Annotated in this window: 17 protein-coding genes; 3 read left to right on the top strand and 14 right to left on the bottom strand. The window is 39.9% G+C overall.

All coding sequences use genetic code 11. The features are described 5' to 3' along the window. Positions 1 to 141: 141 nt before the first annotated feature. The 7 genes from OCV96_RS03490 to OCV96_RS03520 are packed head-to-tail and all read right to left on the bottom strand — an operon-like array spanning position 142 to position 11772. Complete coding sequence (locus tag OCV96_RS03490; RefSeq protein WP_262593526.1) at positions 142 to 2295, bottom strand: hypothetical protein; 2154 nt, start codon at positions 2293 to 2295, stop codon at positions 142 to 144. A 35-nt stretch (positions 2296 to 2330) separates the two neighbouring features. Next, a complete protein-coding gene (locus OCV96_RS03495; protein ID WP_262593527.1) occupies positions 2331 to 2981 on the bottom strand; it encodes a D-sedoheptulose-7-phosphate isomerase in 651 nt (216 codons plus the stop codon). A 23-nt stretch (positions 2982 to 3004) separates the two neighbouring features. Continuing rightward, positions 3005 to 4249 carry an HAD-IIIA family hydrolase gene (locus tag OCV96_RS03500; protein WP_262593528.1) on the bottom strand — a complete coding sequence of 415 codons (1245 nt, stop codon included), beginning with the start codon at positions 4247 to 4249 and terminating at the stop codon, positions 3005 to 3007. Between the two features lie 14 nt (positions 4250 to 4263). Continuing rightward, positions 4264 to 5265: a GHMP family kinase ATP-binding protein gene (locus tag OCV96_RS03505; RefSeq protein WP_262593529.1), complete on the bottom strand. Its 1002-nt coding sequence runs from the start codon at positions 5263 to 5265 to the stop codon at positions 4264 to 4266. A gap of 16 nt (positions 5266 to 5281) precedes the next feature. Further along, entirely contained in the window at positions 5282 to 9508 is a 4227-nt protein-coding gene (locus tag OCV96_RS03510) for a glycosyltransferase (RefSeq protein WP_262593530.1), read from the bottom strand. A 21-nt stretch (positions 9509 to 9529) separates the two neighbouring features. Then, on the bottom strand, positions 9530 to 10993 hold the full coding sequence (locus tag OCV96_RS03515; RefSeq protein WP_262593531.1) for a Wzt carbohydrate-binding domain-containing protein: 1464 nt from the start codon (positions 10991 to 10993) through the stop codon (positions 9530 to 9532). Further along, complete coding sequence (locus OCV96_RS03520; RefSeq protein WP_262593532.1) at positions 10993 to 11772, bottom strand: ABC transporter permease; 780 nt, start codon at positions 11770 to 11772, stop codon at positions 10993 to 10995. The genes OCV96_RS03515 and OCV96_RS03520 overlap by 1 nt, the downstream gene beginning before the upstream one ends. A 541-nt stretch (positions 11773 to 12313) precedes the next feature. Here OCV96_RS03520 and rfbB point away from each other — a divergent pair. The 3 genes from rfbB to rfbA are packed head-to-tail and all read left to right on the top strand — an operon-like array spanning position 12314 to position 14870. Further along, entirely contained in the window at positions 12314 to 13399 is a 1086-nt protein-coding gene (gene rfbB, locus OCV96_RS03525) for a dTDP-glucose 4,6-dehydratase (protein ID WP_262593533.1), read from the top strand. Between the two features lie 21 nt (positions 13400 to 13420). Further along, a complete protein-coding gene (gene rfbC, locus OCV96_RS03530; RefSeq protein WP_262593534.1) occupies positions 13421 to 13999 on the top strand; it encodes a dTDP-4-dehydrorhamnose 3,5-epimerase in 579 nt (192 codons plus the stop codon). 1 nt (position 14000) lies between these two features. Further along, on the top strand, positions 14001 to 14870 hold the full coding sequence (gene rfbA, locus OCV96_RS03535; RefSeq protein ID WP_262593535.1) for a glucose-1-phosphate thymidylyltransferase RfbA: 870 nt from the start codon (positions 14001 to 14003) through the stop codon (positions 14868 to 14870). A gap of 44 nt (positions 14871 to 14914) precedes the next feature. Here the strand turns inward: rfbA and OCV96_RS03540 are convergent, their stop codons facing one another. From OCV96_RS03540 to OCV96_RS03570, 7 genes are all read right to left on the bottom strand, one after another. Beyond that, positions 14915 to 15304, bottom strand: coding sequence for a protein-export chaperone SecB (locus OCV96_RS03540; protein WP_262593536.1), 390 nt, complete (start codon positions 15302 to 15304; stop codon positions 14915 to 14917). 10 nt (positions 15305 to 15314) lie between these two features. Continuing rightward, positions 15315 to 16025: a hypothetical protein gene (locus OCV96_RS03545; RefSeq protein ID WP_262593538.1), complete on the bottom strand. Its 711-nt coding sequence runs from the start codon at positions 16023 to 16025 to the stop codon at positions 15315 to 15317. Further along, positions 16022 to 16501 carry a hypothetical protein gene (locus tag OCV96_RS03550; protein WP_262593539.1) on the bottom strand — a complete coding sequence of 160 codons (480 nt, stop codon included), beginning with the start codon at positions 16499 to 16501 and terminating at the stop codon, positions 16022 to 16024. The genes OCV96_RS03545 and OCV96_RS03550 overlap by 4 nt, the downstream gene beginning before the upstream one ends. Positions 16502 to 16631: 130 nt before the next feature. Next, complete coding sequence (locus tag OCV96_RS03555; protein WP_262593540.1) at positions 16632 to 17561, bottom strand: glycosyltransferase; 930 nt, start codon at positions 17559 to 17561, stop codon at positions 16632 to 16634. A 22-nt stretch (positions 17562 to 17583) separates the two neighbouring features. Continuing rightward, positions 17584 to 18813, bottom strand: a complete 1230-nt coding sequence (locus tag OCV96_RS03560; RefSeq protein ID WP_262593541.1) for a glycosyltransferase — start codon at positions 18811 to 18813, stop codon at positions 17584 to 17586. 8 nt (positions 18814 to 18821) lie between these two features. After that, positions 18822 to 19571: a glycosyltransferase family 2 protein gene (locus OCV96_RS03565; RefSeq protein WP_262593542.1), complete on the bottom strand. Its 750-nt coding sequence runs from the start codon at positions 19569 to 19571 to the stop codon at positions 18822 to 18824. Positions 19572 to 19647: 76 nt separating this feature from the next. Continuing rightward, a complete protein-coding gene (locus tag OCV96_RS03570) occupies positions 19648 to 20247 on the bottom strand; it encodes a hypothetical protein (RefSeq protein WP_262593543.1) in 600 nt (199 codons plus the stop codon). Position 20248 lies beyond the last annotated feature (1 nt).

Genomic DNA, 20248 nt, shown 5'->3' on the forward strand with positions numbered 1-20248 from the left:
ACAATCACTCCCCCTAAAAATATAATCCAAAATAATTCTTTCTCAGATAGTTGAATCAAATTACAAATGTATATCGTTTCTAAAAAAGTAATAAGAAAAGCTATAACATTTTTTATCCTTTTATCAATTATTATCCCCATTTTAATCACTATCCCTTTTCTCCAACACAGTGTTCAAAACAAAGACTTTATTTATCTCTTCATCGGCAATTTCATTTCCGTCTTGATCAACTGCTTTCATAATAATCAAATCTCCTTTGTCTAAATAGCACATTAGTTCGAAGTTATCAATGTCATTATTATCCACTTTTATTTCATTAATCAATGTTTCTGTCACACCATCTGATTTAAATACTTTGATTTTCACCTGTGGTGAATCTTCCCAGTCATAATAGCGACCAGATATAAATGACAAAGTATATTTCCCAGACTCTTCACAAGGTTTTAAACTCAATACTTTTTGCGCAGATATCCACACAGAATTGCCATTTTCACTCTCAGCATCAACCATAACAAGTTCATATATACCAGCCCCAACCTCAACTGTTTTAAATGAATTGACGTACAGTTTATTATTGTTTAACTGCTGAACATATTCCTCTATATCTGCAATATCTCTCTTATGAATATCATAAATAGTATCTGCGTTATTTATTTTATCAATATAATAGTCCTTTGGATCAATACCCTCTTTGTTAGGATAGTTTATATTTATCATATAACATGAATCATCAATAAGTTCCGCAACCCCCATAGTAGAATTGTCTGTTAATATATATGCATCTGCATCTATTCCATAGTCAGTCTTTATATCATTGTCGCTGAATACATTTCTGATCTGCTGGCAAAATGTTCTCCATGAGACTCCTGACCATGACCAGTTTCTTCCTAATGCAGCAGAATAAATATTTATAGTAAAACAAACAACAATTCCTATGAACGCAGCCATTGAAAGCACATACCCTATAGCATTGCGATACCTTTTCACCATAAATAACACAAAAATAAATGCCAATATTCCCCACAAAATTTTTCCAAATATAAAATATCTACTGTATCCTGTAGTAACTGCCCATAATATTGATGAACTAATCGCCAATGAAAGTAATATAATATATTCTGTAGAGACTTGAGTCTTTTTTTCCCTTAAAAAATTAATACCTAATAAAATCGTTATAATAGCAGTACCAACCAAGCCCACTATTAATGTACCTGGAGCAAAATCAAATATCTCACTTTGCCTATAAGATGGTCTAAACGCTGCATATACAATCCAAAAAATTTTTTCTAATAAATTAGTTCCACCCCATCTAACATCTTTAAAATTATTAGCCGAAAAATATACTGATTTAAATATTGAATTGTAATAGGGAAATACCGGATTTCCTGTACACACATAGTTAAATATCAGATACATTCCGAAAGGATATATTCCTCCCAAGACAGCACAAAACCAATCTTTTATTCTTAGCTCTTTAATATGAAAAAATAAATATATAAGTACACAAGGAATTACATATATAATATTAGTCAGTTTTAATCCTACCCATGCGCCATTTAATATTGCAAAATATGCAACGTCCAACGTTGATTGATTTTTATCATAAGCAAGTAGTTGATATAAAATCTCTATTGCTATCGGTACGGCAACAATATCCACATAATACGTTCCACACATAAACATTGCATCCAGTGGTAATAAAATTGCCAATGCCCATATTGTTCTGTTACATACCACTTTATATATAAATTTTTCTTTGTCTATCACTGCTTTTTGAAAGAAAAAATCTATCAATTCATATAGTTCAATAAAAGAAATAATCAGTACTATAGGATTTAATAATGTTCCTAATCGATAACCCAACAACCATCTAAAATAATAAAATAGACGATCCGATAATCTAAATCCCCATACTTGAAAATTTCCATATCCATAATCATCAGTAAAATAATTTTCGAAATGGGGATTTTGCGCAATAAGATGATAATTAAAGGTATCAAAAGACTGATCCGGATATACTGCCATGATGAATCCAAAAACAGCAATAATAAAAATTCCGATTAGCTTTTGATAATCCAAAGTCACTGGCGATATTTCAACTTTCTTTCTATTCATCCAAAAGACAACCAAACATATAATTAATGATATGCCTTCTGCGATACCTACATTTATCTCAACTCCACAAAAATATAAAATAAAATTAATCCATTCTGTTCCAATAATTGTCAGTATATATAATAAGAAAAATACAAAAAAAGAATTACCAATTTTTTGGGGGGAAATATTTTCTCTCATTCCGTTATCCTCTGCACAATAGAGCACTCAAAAATTCAAAGACCAAAAAACCTCTCTTCCAGCATTAAACACAAACAATGATAAACCGGCAGGTGCAATTCCTGAATCTTATAGGTCTCTGTTTCGTCTACCCGGATACATACATCTGCCATGTCCAACAATTTTCCGCCGGTGCATCCCGTCAATCCAATCACTTTAGCGCCTTTCGCTTTTGCAGTGATTGCCGCATACAGAATGTTTTTGGAGTTCCCGGATGTAGAGATTCCCAGGAACACATCCCCTGCTTCCGCATAGCCATTCACCTGCTGGGCATAGGTCATATATCCGTCTACATCATTCAGAAAAGCTGTATTCAATGCATTATGATTATCCAAGGCAATGGTAGGAAGTGCTTCCTGCAATTTTTCCGAGAGGTCTGCCCCCTGCTCGCGATCAATTTCAATCAGCTTCTTTTTCATTTCCTCTGACAGCGGTCTTCTGGAGCAGAATCCTTTCATTAATTCGCCTACGATATGGTTTGCATCAGAGCAGCTTCCTCCGTTTCCGGCGATCAGAAGCTTTCCACCGGCAGCATAGGATTGCTCCAAGGTTTCATATGCTTTTAAAATATCCTCAAAGCTTCCCGCCAGAACAGGATATCTTGTAATCAACTCATCTGCGTATTTCTTGATATTTTCTGCAAGCATTTTCTATTGCATCTCCTTCTGTATCATTGATTCAAAATCATTTTGACAGCGGAACTTAGTTCTGATGAATTCGTATTCACCTTAATAACTCTACATCCGGCAGCCTGACCCGCTTCGATATCATTGTCACTGTCACCGATCATCCAGGATTGTGTCAGATCAATGTTGTATTTTTCAGCGGCAGCTAACAGCATTCCGGGCTTGGGCTTACGGCACTCACATTCAATCTTGTATTCCGGTCTTTCTCCTTCATATCCTTTGTGTGGATGATGAGGGCAGTAGAAGATTGCATCCAGATAAGCTCCCTTCTGACCCAGCAGCGTTTCCATCTTATTATGAATCTCCTGAAGTTCTTCCGGACTGACTTCTCCCCGGGCGATCACCGGCTGGTTGCTGGCTACAATTGCCAGGTATCCGCTTTCATTGATCTGCCGGATTGCCTCCGCAACACCGTCTAGCAATTCAAATTCATCAATATTTGTGAGGAAACCTACATATTTATTAATCGTGCCGTCCCTGTCAAGGAAAATCGCTTTTTGCTTCCGTGCCAGATTTTTCGCAGCGACTTTTCCACTGTGAATATCCTCGATTACAGAATAGTACCGGTCCGGAGTCCCCATATCTTTGATATATTCCGGAGAATCATAGACACTGAGCTCGCGCTGTATAATCAGTGGCTTCAAGATGTCTCTGTCCAAATCCTTCTTCTGTAAATCAGAAAAAAACGAAAAAATTCTGGGAGAAAGCATGTGCAATCCTGCGTTTACGCGATTGCGATACCACAATCTGGGATCTTCCTTATGAAGCCAGTTCGTTGCCCTGCCGTCATTGTCGGCCACAATGATTCCACTGTCATATGGATGACTGTTCGGATGAGTCAGTATGGTAGCCATAGTTCCCTGCGCTTTGTGATATGCCAGGAAGCGTCGGATATCAACATCAAAAATGATGTCTCCGTTCAACAACAAAAAATCATCCTTTATTTGTTCCTTCAAATAGAAAAGTGCTCCCGCAGTTCCCAACGGTGTGTTTTCTTCTATATAGCTAATCTGTACATTCCACTTAGAGCCATCTTCGAAATAATCACGAATCACATGGCCCAAATGTCCGATAATTAAAATGATTTCACAATAGCCCTGTGCTGCAAGAGCATTGATCTGATATTCCAGAATAGGTTTCCCATCAATAGGAATCATAGGCTTAGGGACATCCGAATTGACAGATGCGATTCTGGTTCCCTTTCCTCCTGCCATGATTACAACTTTCATATGTGCCTCCAGCCCTAAGCATTTACAGGTTCATAGCTTTCCGGGGTATAATGAATAACCCGGGTTCCCCCGTTTTCGAATTCAAACGGAACATACAGCAGATTTTCCAGTGCTTTTCGCACATTTTCCTGTTTATCGGGATCTACATAGAACAGCAGAAATCCGCCGCCACCTGCACCTAACAATTTTCCGCCGGTAGCTCCTGCCTGAAGTGCTCTGGAATATACCGCATCTATGGAATCCGTAGACACTTTATCGGTAATTCCACGTTTCAACTGCCAGGTGTAATCCAATAAACGGCCAAACTCTTCCAAATCCGTCTTCGAAGTAAGGATCTTCTCCGCATCATCCACCAGACTTAACATCTCAAGCAACTGGTTCTGCTTACTCTTCAGATTTTTCTCCGCAGCAACCTGGATATCCGAAGAGAAACGGGAGAATCCGGTGAAAAACAACATCAGGTTGCGATTCAGCAGCTTCTTTCTCTCCGGTGATATGATCACCGGGTTCACGGTATAGCCTTCTGCATTAAAATTGATCCGATTCATGCCGCCAAAGGACGCGGCAATCTGATCCTGTACGCCACCGCTTTCATTACAAAGAACACGCTCCAGAAAAATAGCGTCATCGGCCAGCTTTCGTTTATCCGCATATTTACCTTTTAAAGCATAAAAAGCATTCAGCATACCTACTGCAAAAGAACTGCTGGTTCCCAGACCGGATCTTGCCGGGAGATCTGCTTCGTATGTAAGTCGAATCTCATGCATATCCAGATGTTTCATTGCTTCACGAATAGCCGGATGTTCTATATCTTCTACACGTTTTACACGTTCCGTTCTGGCATAGGACAATTCCGTACTGTAATCAAAAAAGCGCGGAAGATGCCGTACATTTACATAACAATATTTATCGAAAGTAGTAGAAATCACGGCTCCGCCATGCTCCCGGTAGAAATCAGGGAAATCTGTACCACCTCCGAAGAAAGACATACGAAACGGTGTCTGTGTAATAATCATGAGATATCTTCTCCTTCTAATAATTAAAATCTTTTGCAATAACACTCCATGCAGCATCGGTACTGAAATGATCGCAAATATATTTTTGACTCTTGTTATGCATTTCTATCAGCGCTGCTTGATTGTCATACAATTTTGTAATTGTTTCAATCAGAGCTTTCTCTTCATCCTGCACCGCCACAATATCATCCACGCCTTCAATACCTTCCGCTCCGACAGAAGTTGTCACAATCGGGATTCCATAATAAAGTGCCTCTACAACTTTTCCTTTTACACCGGCTCCATAGCGCAAAGGTACCACTGCCATACGACAGGAACTGTACAATTGCTGCAATTCTTCCTCAGACACAAAGCCTTTCACTACAACACCTTCTGTCGTCAGTTCAGTAATTTCCTTTGGCGCATTAGATCCGACGATATAAAATGGTGCATGCGTCGTCTGATATACTTCCGGATAAATCTTATCCAGGAACCACTGCACAGCATCCAGATTTGGCGTATGTCCAAAACCACCTACGAAAAGCAAACCGTCTCTTTTTTCCGGCATATATGCGATATTTTGGAACCGGTCATAAACATATGCCGTGATCGCCTTTACCGGAATCTCCGGATCGATCTTATGGATTTCCGTACACTCGACTTCAGAAGGATAGTAGTTCATATCCGCTTTATGCATGATATAGAGTTCCTGCTCCTTCCACTTTTCGGATTCCTCCAAGAGCTTTTTATCACCACTTAGTTCATATTCTCGATGAATACGGAGAAAATGCAGATCATGACCGTAGTAGATGATCCGTCCCGTTGCGTGTTCCTTAATCAAATCAATATATTTGATAGTGATATGTGGACGATTGAGATACACCACATCAAAATAGGGCAAATTCTCTATCAGCCATTCTTTGCAATTTTCCGCATATTTCGGACCGTACAGCACCAGAATTCCCATCTGTTGAAGTACAGAAGTATACGGCTGATGGGGATAGAAATTATCACCCAAGAAAGTAACCTGATATCCCTTCTTCACCAGCATCTTTAAATACATAAATGTCGTTTTGCTTCCGGCATCTTTGTCATATTGTGGAACATAATGGTCTATTACCAGCACATGCTTGCGATTACGGCTTCGTTCTCTTGCAAGAAATACATTGGTTCCGTTTTCAAAATGGTCTTTTTCTAATTCATTTTTCCATTTCTCCAGGAACTTTTGTTGATTGTCCACCTGATATTTCTTCTGTCCGGAAGCCAGATCCGTTCCGTTAGAGATACCCTCGAAGTGAACAACTACCGACTGTGGCTGATACATTACCTTGTATCCGTGTCTGCGTACTTCAAAAGCCAGATCGGAGTCCTCACAGTAAGCCGGCACAAAGCGCTGATCAAATCCTCCGATTTCTTTCCAAAGAGAAGCACGGATCATAATGGCAGCACCGGAAATATAATCTGCCTCGTGGACATAATTAAATTCCGAGTCTTCCGGATTCTGACGGTTTCCATAGTTCCACGCAGAGCCGTCTCTCCAGAGGATTCCTCCCGCTTCTTGCAAATATCCATCCGGGTACAGTAATTTCGATCCAACCATACCGATAGCAGAATCTTTTTCCATAAGCGAGATCAAAGGTCTTAACCACCCTGGTTGAACCTGTGTATCGTTATTCAGGAAAAGAATGTATTCACCCTTTGCATATTCCGCTGCATGATTGCAATTTAATAAGAAGCGTAAATTTTCCTTATTTGTAATCATGCGTACACCACTCACAATTTCTTCCAGGCGAGTAGTGAGATCCGTGGAACAGTCGTTGGCAATGATCACTTCATAGGTACAGTCTTCACTGTTTTTCAAAATAGATTCCAGACAGTGCCAGGTGTAATCAAACTGGTTATATACCGGAATGACTATACTGACCTGTGGCTTGTCCCACTGAGGAAATGTAAGAGACGCGTAATTCTCAAAGTTTAATTCCTTCTGTGAAACTTCTTCTACAGTCAGTGCTTCATTATTTAAAGGAACGGAACGCGATTTCTCATATTCTTCCACCAACTGATAATGGTGTTCTGCGCTTTCCACGCCTTCCGTTTTCAAAATGATTGCTGCATTCCGGATGCGCTTGGGATTGATCATCTTACACATAAGTAAAGGATGACGTAATCCCTTGAGAAAAGCTTTTGCAAAGAAACGACGCTTACTGTTTACCGGGAAGAACCAGAGGCTAATACTGCGGAATTTAAGCGCAAGACGATAAGTGCGGGAATGCTTTTCACGTTCATACTCTCGCTCTACCTCCAATAGTTGCTCGATGTGACCTTCCTTATTGAGAATGGTTTGATTTTTGTCAGCAAGCTGTTGTTCATAAAATTGCTCTTTATCAATAGGCTGTTTTTTGAAAGAAGTTTGTAACTTTTTATTCTCTTCAAGACAGATATTTAACTTAGATGTTGCATCTTCCAATTCTCTGCTATATGATGTTGACTGCTCTCTTAATTGTTCACAAAGTTGCTCAGATTTTGTACAAGATGCATTTAATTGTTTGATATTATCCTGTAAATCTTCAGTTTCTTTCTGCAATGAATTTATCTCACTTTGTAAAGCCGCTTTTTCCTGATTTAAACGAAGCACCTCGTCAGCCCGAACTGCATCCTGATATTCCAGTGTCAACGCGTCATGATACATTCCAGGATCAAACATATTACACTTCCGGACATCCATCATATTCTGAAGCATCATTGTTTCTGCGGAATCGTATTGTTCTACTTCTTCACGTGTAATACCTGCAAGATTTACAAGCAGTTCGAAATCCGAGTTGTTATTTACACAATATTTTAGAGCACGGTATACAATAAAGTTGAGCGGAACATCCTGAAAACGCCATTCCTGATCAAAAAAAGTAATTTGCTCCGCTATATAAAAGCTATTGACAAAAGTCATGTCTATATAGCCATCGATAAGAATTTCTTTTTCGTCATTAAATGAAAATTTATAATTAACCGGTGAACAAACACAACTTTTACTCAGATACATCATCGATGACATCCGTAATTGTTCTTTCAGTTCATCAATTAATAACGTAACTTTTTCAACATCTTGATGATTCAAAGCATCTTTTATAACCTGATCTACCCGTGGAGCTTCCTGCCATTCCTGGACAATCTGATTTTTATCACCGGCAAACGGGATCATTCTGATATTATGTTGTTCCAACGCATCTGCGTTATATTTAAATTTTTCTAAATGTGCTTGCGATTCATCAGTTAGGCACTTCTTTATAACTTTTTTTTGATTACTGATTAGAGTTGCAAGACGATATTCACTTTTATAATCGCGTTTTAATGAGGCATAAATAATTTCAGATTCAGGCATGTGCCCCTTATGTGCTTCCACAAGAAAGGAATTTGCAAAAAAAGGAAAAACCTGATTTCGAAACAGTTCAGGATATACTTTACGCTCATCTGCTACTAATCGTGATTCCTGCGGATAGCTGAATTTTATACCTCCAACATCGGCATTCCCCGGTAAATATTCATCTGAGAAAACCATTGTTGGAAATTTATAATCCGGCATCGGATAAAACCATTTGCTTTGCTGAAAACCACACTTTTCGAGATATTTCTTCAAAGTATCACGGCTGAATGTTTTTACCCCTGACTTGTGGTATCTGGTTGTATAGCTATTTTGTTGATAACCGCTAATACCGTCAAATGGAACACCGGTATGATCTTCTGCTGCACCACACCAATATTTAAGACCAAAACGGTTCTCGATAGCTAATAAAAGAATTCCGTTGGGCTTAAGTAATTGATTTATTTTAAGCAGAATTTCAGAATACGGATCAACCGATGTACTGTTGATTCCCATGTATTCCAGAACCCCAATGAGCATAATATAGTCATATTTTTGTTCGAAGTTATAGGATAAAACATCTCCGCATACGACATTAAGATTAGAATATTCCGGATATCTATATCTAATAATCTCAGCACGCTTGGGAGAATGTTCAAAAGCTGTTACTGAATCACACTTTTGGCATAAAAGTCCTGTCAATGCGCCCATTCCAGCCCCTATTTCAAGTACGGAAGCATCCTTTTCAAAAGGATACCAATTAATCAGATTTTCCCGTGCATCTGTAAAATTATGGAATACAGCACCACCGTTATAAGGAATATCAAAAACATCTTTCCCGGCTTTTAGCGTTTCGATTATTTTGTCCTCGATATCTCCATCTGAATAAAATTCTACTTTTGTTTCCACAGTTTTCCCTCACACATAAAATCAATTTTTGTATTTCTGACCATCCACATCCCAATCATGTGGCATAGTAAAAATTCCGCGTTCATTGTACGGTTTTGTATCTACTTTAAACATCATCAAACTATAAGCAGCGTCGTATTGAACACCTTCGGCTGACTCTATCCAAAGATCAAGAAAATAGTTTCCCTTTAAAAGATTATTTTGAAATGAAAAAACTACGGTTCCATCTTCCTTTAAGTCAGAAGGCTTTTCGTGATTCATATTCACGGAAGTTCCATAGCAGTAAGTTCCATCTTCACGTGTAATACCCATTACAAACTTTGTGTGCATGGATTCCTTCACTGCTTTATATTCGAGAACCAATCGGCAACGCTCACCAGTCATTATGAGATTTGTTTCTTTCCCATTGCTGTCTAGCAATTGCACATTCGTATACCGGATATCACCGTTTCCTTTTCGATGGGCACTGGGATGGGTATATTGGCAAACATCCTTCAGAGTAGCATTTTTCTCTAATTCTTTCTGCTTTTTTTCTAATTCTGCCAGTTCTTCTTTACGTCGTTTTTCTTCTTCCGCCACTCTCCTTTTTTCTTCTTCATGAAGTCGAAATTCTTCCTGACGTTTTTTCTCTTTTTCAGCTTCCTGCCGCAGTCGTTCCTGTTCCGCCGCTATCTTTTTCTCCAGTTCCTCACGTTCCAGCTTTTTCTCCAATTCAATTCGATCCAGACGACGTCCCTCCATGGCTGCAAGATATTCTTCGCCGATGACTCTGGGCAAACCTTCTTCCTTAATCAGTCCTTCTTCCAGCCAAATCAGGCGATCACAAATCTTGTATAGCTGGTCCATGGAATGAGACACAATTACGATTGTGGTTCCGTTCGCCTTGATCTCCTTTAATTTTTCAAAACATTTTTTCTGAAATGCCGAGTCCCCGACAGCCAATATCTCATCAATAAGCAGAATATCTGCGTCCACATTGATGGCAACCGCGAAAGCCAGACGCATATACATACCCGAAGAGTAAGTGCGAACCGGGCTGTCAATGTAATCCTCCAATTCGGAGAACCGAATGATATCATTCAGTCTCTGGTCAACCTCCTTACGGGTAATTCCAAAGATAGACGCATTCGTGTATATATTTTCACGCCCTGTCATGTCAGGGTGAAAACCTGCACCCAACTCAATCAGGCTGGATACACGTCCTTTCATATTGATTATCCCTTCATTCGGATAGAGAATCTTTGTTAACAGTTTTAATGTGGTACTTTTTCCGCATCCATTTTTACCGATAATTCCTATGGCTTCACCGCGCTTTACCTGAAAGCTGATGCCCTTTAGGACCATAACATCCTCATGTTTTCCGCGAGCGGGATTAATAAAACGCTCCTTAAATGAAGTAGCCTTATCCTGATAAGAACGGAATTTTTTCTTTACGTTTTGAACATCAATTACGACTGTGTCATCTGTATTTTGTAAATTAGTCACTATAATTCCTCCGCAAAATTACGATCCAACAAACCAAATACCACAAAGCCGATGACAAATACTGCTACACTTACCCCTGTAGCCAGAATCAGATAATTAGGTGTGGGAGTAATACGATAATAGAGAATCTGGTGATAAACCTCTACTATGGGTGTCATCGGATTCAGCACAATAAGCGAACGATATTTTTCAGGGACATAATCCATGTTGTACATAACGGGGGTTACATAGATCCAGGCCATCATGACAACTCCCATGATCTGTTCCATATCCCTAAAGTAAACAGTAATCGCCGATACAATAAAAGCTACTCCCAGACACAACAGGTATTGGATTACCATAATTAAAGGAAGGTATACCAACGTTCTCAGATGGAATCCGAATCCGGAGACCAGCACCGCCAAAAAGACAATGATAAAACTGAATAACATGTTGACAAATGCACTGGTAACATACGAAATGGGAATAACTTCCCTAGGGAAATATATCTTTTTGACCATATCCGATTGTGCTCGAATACATGTGGTTCCCCCTTGCACTGACGTACCAAAAAAGGTCCACGGCATCATACCAATGATTAGATAGAGGTAAAACTTTTCTATATTTACGCGGAAAATCACAGAGAATACCGCCGAGTATACGATAACCTGGCATAAAGGATTGACATATGTCCACAAAAATCCCAAAACAGATCCCTTGTAACGGCCGCGAAGTTCACGACGCACAAGGCTGTAAATCATATCACGATATTCATATATATTTTTAATTCTGCTAAACATTAAGAATCCAAAGCCTTTCTCGAGGGAGTATACTAACTAATTATCATTCATTGACAAAGTTTTTTCCTTCATCGATATACGACAATTAAGTCCACTTGTTATTGAAGTCTGAAAAAGTCTGATTTTATCAGCGATTCACGTCTTATATATATTAGACTTCTCTTTATCTTAGCATATTTCTATAGTATTTACAAACACAAAATATTTCATTCCTGTTTTAACACCTTATATAAATAATTTGTACATTCAATTGGCATTAGGAAAACCATCCACAACCTCAACTCAACTTGATGCAGTTCTTGATCATCATATAAATCAGGTTTTCGCCGATTTTCTGCTCCCCATGCGTTCAAAATTGTAGGAAATCCAGAGCAATATTATCACCTAGCCCTATCATTCCACTGTACTCCTTCTGAAAGATTTGTTTGATTTAAGTAATCCTTTTGAAATTTTCAGGCAACTATTAACGTGATAATATTATATACTTAATTTCACAAATACTATATAATATACTTAATTAACGCTACTGGGAGATAGGACTATGAGAACCTATTTAGTAACCGGCGGAGCCGGCTTCATCGGTTCCAACTACATTCATTACATGTTTAAGAAATACGACAATGAAATTCGCATCATCAACGTGGATGCACTGACGTATGCAGGCAATCTTGAGAACCTGAAGGATGTGGAAAAACGTGACAATTACACCTTCGTAAAAGCCAATATCTGCGACAAGGAAGTCATCAGCAAGATCTTCGCAGAGAACGATATCGACCGTGTGGTACATTTCGCAGCGGAAAGCCACGTGGACAGAAGTATCCGCAATCCGGAGATCTTCGTACAGACCAATGTACTGGGAACGGCTGTCATGCTGAACTGTGCCAAGGCAGCATGGGAGCTTCAAGACGGCAGCTTCAAGGAAGGCAAAAAGTTCCTGCATGTCTCCACGGACGAGGTATACGGTTCTCTTCCCGATGATGACAATGCATTCTTCTATGAGACGACACCTTATGATCCCCACAGCCCTTACTCTGCAAGTAAGGCAAGTTCGGACATGCTGGTAAAGGCATATATGGATACCTATCATTTCCCGGCCAACATTACCAACTGCTCCAACAACTACGGACCTTATCAGTTCCCTGAGAAGCTGATTCCACTGATCATCAACAATGCATTGCACGGCAAAAAGCTTCCAGTATACGGTGACGGTAAGAATGTCCGTGACTGGTTATACGTAGAGGATCATGCCAAGGCAATCGATATGGTACAGGAGCAGGGAAGACTGTTCCAGACTTACAACATCGGCGGACATAACGAGAAGCAGAATATCGAAATCATTCATATTATCATCGAAACACTGCAGGAGATGCTGCCGGATTCCGATCCCCGCAAGGCACATATAGGTAATGATCTGATCACCTATGTAGAGGACCGTAAGGGTCATGACAGAAGATATGCCATTGCTCCGGATAAGATCAAGGCAGAGATCGGCTGGTATCCTGAGACCATGTTCAAAGAGGGTATCCGCAAGACGATCGCCTGGTATTTCGAGCATGAAGACTGGATGAACAACGTAACTAGCGGCGATTACCAGAAATATTACGATGATATGTACAATAACAAATAGAAAACTGGAGATTTCAAAATCATGGGTAAAATCACAGTAACAGAAGATTGTAACGGAATTAAAGGTCTGAAGGTAATTGAGCCCACCGTATTCGGTGATGCCAGAGGTTATTTCATGGAAACCTACAATTATAATGATTTCAAAGAAGCCGGTATTGACTGTACTTTCGTGCAGGATAACCAGTCTGCTTCCAAGAAGGGAGTTTTAAGGGGTCTACATTTCCAGATTAACTCTCCACAGGACAAGCTGGTTCGCGTTATCCGGGGAGAAGTATATGACGTAGCGGTAGACTTAAGAGAAGGTTCCGATACTTTTGGCAAATGGTTCGGTGTAAGACTTTCCGAGGACAATAAAAAGCAGTTCTTCATTCCCAAGGGATTTGCACATGGTTTTGTAGTACTCTCCGACTATGCCGAATTCTGCTATAAGGTAACGGATTTTTATCATCCGAATGATGAAGGTGGTCTGTTATGGAAAGATCCTGAGATTGGTGTCGACTGGCCTATGCCGGAGGGAATGACAGAGGACGATCTTATTTTATCCGATAAAGATAAAGTATGGGACGGCATCGCAGACTATAAGGAAAAAAGGGGGATTTAAAATGAAAGGAATTATTCTTGCCGGAGGCTCCGGTACTCGTCTCTATCCTTTAACCAAAGCAATCAGCAAGCAGATTATGCCGGTATATGATAAGCCGATGATCTATTATCCGCTTTCTACGCTGATGCTGGCTGATATCAAAGATATACTGATTATCTCAACTCCGAGAGATCTTCCTGTTTTCAAGGAGCTGCTTGGCGATGGAAGTCAGCTGGGCATGCATCTGGAGTATGCTGTACAGGATCAACCGAGAGGTCTGGCTGACGCATTTATCATTGGCGCGGATTTTATCGGTGATGATCGTGTTGCGTTGGTTCTGGGTGATAATATTTTCTACGGTCAGAGTTTCTCTAAGGTGCTTCGTGCTGCTGCCGCAAGAGAAAAGGGTGCTACTATTTTCGGATATTATGTGCGTGACCCCAGAGAATACGGTGTGGTGGAATTCGACGAGAACGGCAGGGCACTTTCCATCGAAGAAAAGCCGAAGCATCCCAGGAGCAATTATGCGGTTCCCGGACTGTATTTCTATGACAACGATGTCGTTGAGATTGCAAAGAATGTAAAATCCTCCGCAAGAGGAGAAATCGAGATTACCAGCATTAACAACGAGTATTTGAATCGTGGAACTTTGCAGGTGGAAACATTGGGACGCGGATTTGCCTGGCTGGATACCGGCAATCACGACGCCCTGTTGGATGCTGCGGATTTCGTAGCTGCTTTCCAGAAGAGACAGGGCTTATATATCTCCTGCATTGAAGAGATTGCCTATAAGCGCGGTTTCATCAACAAGGAACAGCTTCTGAAGCTTGCAGAGCCATTACTGAAGACCAATTACGGTAAATATCTGGTAGAGATAACCGAAGGACTGTAAAAGCAAGGGAGAGAGGATTACCTCTCTCCCTTGCTTTTTACGATTTATTTTTCAAGCATTTTGTTTATATTAAATATCGGAAGAACAACACTATCTGTATCCGGCTGTGCCGTCAATAGCGTAAGTTCACTTCTAAGATAGGGCATTAATATTGCAACCGCATTTTTATTGATCAGATTTTGAAGCAATTGGTCTTCCAGCTGATCCTGATTTTCTATTTCAAAGAACCCCGATAACCCAATAACAATATCATACTCTTCCGCTTTGGTTCCGTTTAAAACAAGCGTCACCTTATACATACCATCTTCCGCTAAGCCTACTTGAACCTGCAGTTTGAAAGTTAATTCATTTTCATTTTTGAAACCTTTTCTGGTGAATTCTATCTTGTCAAACACCATTTTCTGTAAAATCAAAGAGCTGTTATACTTTGCCATCTTCTCTCCTTTATGCTGCATATGCAGATATTTCACTGTTCTCCTTTTCTATTTCCACACTTACTTTTTCTGTATCAGAAGTGACTTTACTACTAAATATCGGCTTAAACTTGCTCTGGTTTATATAATTTCCAACCTTTACAGCAATATCAGTACATAACTTTCCCGATATCTCCACGGTTTTGAACATTTCACCCGGTATCGTACCGATAATTGATGAAAGCGCCGTGATTGAATCCAATAAGGGGTCTATTGTGTTGCCGATTGTACTCAGCTCTTTTATGATAATTTTATAATACTCTTCATTATACTCTACATGTTCAATCGAGGTAAAATAGGCAATTTCTTCATCAAATTCTCCCCCTTCGGCATCAATGTAGGCATCTTTCTTCGGTAAATAATCACTCTCTTCATTCCAATCGGAATTATTATATGCAATAGCATATTCCTGGTTTTTATAATCTACCGATATTTTTTCGGTACAACAATCCAGCAATAATTGACGAATTGTTATTTCATTTTGAAGCATTCTCACAATGAATGAACCGTTGGTTCTTCCGACTAACCACTTACATCCATTTTCATTGCATTGGCAGCACACGCATATAAAAATATCATTATTTTCATTTTTACAGGTAAATATAATCGGAAAATATGTTTCAAATAATATTTTATCGATGTATAATTCACCATATTTATTTAAAGTAATAAATTTTTTCACTTTCTATCATCTCTTTCCTGATTGTAATCTTGAAGATATTTTTCAAAATCAGCTATCAAAGAAAACTCTTCATACGGCGTTGCATCTCTATACAACCACCAGTCTACATGAGAAGTCTTCTTTTTGGTTCTTTCCCTAGTTCTCTGTACCACACCATGTCTTGGATTTGTCTCCCCTACTGCTATCTGATAGGGAACTTTCATATCTGACATAACACCTGCATATCTTTTTACGTCTTTCGGCTTTTCAAAAGAAGATAATGAATATTGTCCCGGATCTTTCCCATCCGCCAATGGATTCAACACAAAATTATTTTGTTCATAGGATGGCAAAAAAGATGCTTTATCGCATTTCCCACTTCTACATGCCCTGTAGACTTTGATTGCTTCACTCCTTGCACCTTCCGGTAATTCAAATCTGTCAAAATAGTCCGGAAATATTTTCGCAATCTGCCTTATTGCTCCCTGTTTTTCCAACGTATTCCCCTCTTTTACAAACAACTGTGACAATCGTATTATCTCATATGCCTTCTCCCTTTGTCCAGTCTATATTGCATATCTGCTTCTAAATTCTATGTGAATTATTTCCGCATATTCCATATTTATACTATCGTTGCTTCACTATTATTACATCGCACACAGCAGTCGCAAGTCTTACATATTTTCTGTTTTTCCATGCATTTTTTATAACTGCACTTATTCTCCCGGATTGTAATGCTGCTTCTCTTTGTTGCATGACGGTTGTTTTCCGGTTCAGTAACAGTTTCGCTGTATGTGTCGCCAGTACCTCTTCTTTTAGAAACTGTTGAAGTATCTGCAGATAATCCCGGATTTCTTTTAATTTGCGGTCTCTATTCAGTAATTTGCGAATATGATGTTCTTCTCCTCCGGTATTGTGGTCGTGTCGTCTGTGATATGCCAATGTCTCATCCAACTGAAAGAATCCTCCCTCCTCTGCTGCTCTTGCCGCAATCAGGAAGTCGTGGGGAATCTGATAATTCCCTTTTGTCCAGCTTTCATACCAGTCTCTGCGATAAGCCATGACCATTCCCGGCCATTGACATTTATAAAAAATTTCCTCTACCGGGACGTTACGTACTTCCCCGGTTTCATGTGCATGTGTCGGTGCCATAATACTGTGAATTTCCTGTTCTTTTTCATCCATGAGATTGAATTTACAACAAACACTTTTGGCTCCGGGATTTTTCTCCATAACACGACACATTTTCTCTATTTTATCGTTTTTCCAGATGTCATCCTGATCTGCAAGGAACACGATTTCCTCATTACACAGACTGCATGCATAGTAGAAATTGGAAGGATATCCTTTGTTTATCTTATTCCGATATAATTTCCATTTACCATCCAAGCCATTCTTCCGAATGAACCGTTCTATGATGGAAACGGTGTTATCCGTAGATCCATCATCGCACAGAATCACTTCTTCCGGTGCTTTAGTCTGCCGGAGTATTGTGTTAAGCTGTTGTTCGATATATGTTTCTCCGTTATAGGTTCCCATGCACACCGATACGGTCATCGTTGCTGTTTCTCCTTCCGTTTTACACGAGTTGTTTGTACACCTTCCGATATTCTGCGATCATTTTTTCCACAGAATTTTCTTTTTGAATGATTTTCGCCAATTCTTCACCCTGCAATAGTTTTCCATCCTGCTGTTTCACACTGTTTAGAGCCAGTCGCACAGCTTCCGTAAATGACTCCTGATCCCCCGTTTTTACCGCAATACCCTTTGAATCTTTCAATTGTTCCGCAATTCCTCCCGCATCAAATCCTACCACAGGGGTTCCGCAAGCCATAGACTCCAGGGATGTCGTGGCATAATTCTCCGCAATTGAAGGTAGTACGAACACATCTGCCATGCTGTAATACTCTGCCAGTATTTCTGTGCTTTGTATGTTGGGAAGCGGAATAACATTGGTAAGTCCGTCCAACATGGAATCATTCTCTTTATTCCATCCGATCAATATGACTTTTGCTTCCTTTTCAAGAGTCTTCGCCATACGCAGAATATATTTTGCCCCTTTTCTGGGATCTCGATATCCTACCGCAATTCCCAACACCAATTTATCTTGTGAAGAATAACCATATTTTTTTCTGCAAGTTCCCTTATTTCTAGGATAAAAAGTATGCGTCACATCAATTCCGTTGTGAATAGTGATACATGGGTATTTTCCGAAGAATGATTTTTCAGTTTCGGCTGTCAACCAGGCAGACGGTGTTACGATCACTTTCCGTTCTCCCACTGTAAACCAGTTCTTTTTGTATTTCCACATATAATGGGTAAAATCAAAGAATTGACTGGTGGGATAATTATGCAGATAAGGGCAGTTGCCACATCCTGTCTTCCATTTTTCACAATCAAAAAAATACCCACAGTTTCCTACGAACGCGTGGCAGTCGTGAAAAGTCCATACGCAAGGAATAGCATGTTCGTTGATGTAATGGAACAGCATCGGAAAATTCAGATAATATCCATGAAGTGCATGCATATGAATAATATCCGGTTGCGTGCTTTCGATATAGGCAATCAGTCGTCTCGTTGCGATTCGGTTCCACCACCCATTCAACCCAACAAGCCGGCTAAGAAAAGCAGACGCATATATCTCCGGAAGTCTGTCAAACTGATATACATTGGGATCATCTGATTTGTTCCCTCTTCCGTAAGCAACGTACGATTCTATTCCTTCTGCCAGAAGCTGTCTGTGAATGCATGCTACGATTCGGGCAGCTCCCCCTTGATCATAATGACTGTTGATCTGTAATATTTTCATATTTCCCTCTACCCCAGCAAATATTTTGCCACCTCGATTACCACACACTCAATCAGATACCATCTGCTGTAGCCATTGATCCGATAGCAATAACGGTATCGATCCATGATACGTTTTCCGGCTGCCTTCAGCTCCTTGTGGTTGCTGGCGCCGCCCATATGAAAATTAGCCAGTACTTTGTCCACGGTGACGATCTTTTTCCCCAGTTTTCGCATCTGTAGGAAAAATCCGTAGTCGTCATGGATGCCCAGCTGGCGGAAGGGGTAGGTCTTGTAGCACTCCGCTTTCACGAAGGTAGTCGGGTGGTTCCAGTCCCTGGAGGTCTGGAATCTACGGCTTCTGGCTGTCTTGACAAAGGTGCTGCCATCCGCCTTGTGCATACGGATATTGGCATACATAAGGTCGCAGCCTGTCATGTGGAAGGTATCGACCGCCGTCTCCACAGCCTCCGGCTCATACCAGTCATCGCTGTTGATAATGCCGATAATTTCTCCGGTTGCCTTACGGATTCCTTTATTCATAGCATCGTAGATGCCGCCGTCCGGTTCACTTAGGATATAATAGTGGATGCCTTTATTCTCCATCTGCACCCGGTAGGATTCTGCGATCTCAACAGTACGATCCCTGCTGTCACCATCAATAATCCAATATTCGATATTATCATAGGTCTGGGTCAATACAGATTCTATCGTGTGGCATATGGTTTTTTCACTGTTGAACGCCACTGTAATGATACTGACCAACGGACTGTTGCTCATGCTATTGTCCTCTTTTCGTAGTAAAGTCAAAAAGTCCCATTATCATTCCCCATGATAATATAGGACTTTCTGATCCCTATTCTGAATAAATCATGTTCATAACTGTCTGAAAATCCGATACATCTATCGTAATTACCTGATCGTATAGCAGTCCCTTTACACGTTGTAATTTGAATTTTAAAGGATAAGAATCCAACGCTGTTACCTTGGAAAACTGCTTCAATTTCTGTGTGATTCCATCCAGACTTTTACTGCTTGCTATATCTGATGTAGCTTCTTCTGCTCCCTTGCCATCATTATACACTACAACCAGCCTTGTCTCTTTGGCAAGGTTATCCAAGCTGTTTTGATAATTCAAATATATTGCCAATTGTCCCAAGCTGTCGAAAGCTTTTTCATGTAATTCGACCATCTCGTTTCCTTTACGCAGATCCGCGGATTTTCTATTCTTAAACTCAATGAGATTATAGTATTTCCCGCTTCGATATAACGCATCGCAGGATCTTGGCTTATGTCCCATACGTACTTTTGCAGCTATCTGTTTTGATATCTCATCAAAATTTTCTGCGGTATGCGGATCCTCCACCAGATACACTACATTACTTAGATCAGAATCGTCTATAGATGTTTCTTTCAAGGTACTTTCTATTTTACTTTTATCATATTGTATATTCATA

The sequence above is a fragment of the Waltera acetigignens genome (assembly GCF_025567015.1).
Classification (GTDB): Bacteria; Bacillota; Clostridia; order Lachnospirales; family Lachnospiraceae; genus Acetatifactor; species Acetatifactor acetigignens.